This is a genomic window from Psychrobacter sp. 1Y4, assembly GCF_051847555.1.
The window spans coordinates 1-578 of sequence record NZ_JBPYDE010000896.1 but is presented as its reverse complement, the minus strand read 5'-3'; the positions used below and the strand labels follow the sequence as shown (position 1 = coordinate 578).

1 protein-coding gene is annotated in these 578 nt (G+C 51.2%); it reads left to right on the top strand.

Features of this window, described 5'->3' with window-relative positions; genetic code table 11:
• Window positions 1–516: NAD(P)H-dependent oxidoreductase (locus tag ACS8FC_RS19465; protein WP_439297999.1), on the top strand; the 516-nt coding region annotated here is incomplete at its 5' end.
• Window positions 517–578 lie beyond the last annotated feature (62 nt).

Sequence of the window (578 nt, the reverse complement as noted above, 5' to 3'; positions counted from 1 at the left end):
ATGACAGCCCGTATTCGTACTGTCCCGACGGTGGCCCCTGAGACCACATCGAGCAAGCCTGCGATACCGGATGAAGGTGATTTGTATTGTACGATGGATGATCTAAAAGACTGTAGCGGTCTGGCACTGGGTAGCCCGACGCATTTTGGCAATATGGCCGCGCCCATGAAGTATTTTTGGGACAATACTGTGACGCTTTGGCTAGCAGGGAACTTACAAAATAAGCCAGCGTCCGTATTTACAGCGACAGGCTCTATGCATGGTGGACAAGAGACCACACTGCTGACGATGATGTTACCATTGATGCATCACGGTATGATGATTGTGGGCGTTCCTTATGCTGAGCCTGCTCTGAATCGCACCCACCGCGGCGGTACACCTTATGGTGCCAGTCATGTTAGCGGGGCCGCCCATGATCAGCCAGTATCAGCAGACGAGCGTGATCTAGGTATCGCACAGGGTCGCCGGTTGGCAATCACCGCTACTGCCTTAGCACAAGCAAACTGGGGTCGCTAATCGATTCTCATGTAACCGGTGTTATCACTCAAAATTGATACTTAAACACTTTTTGCACTCAA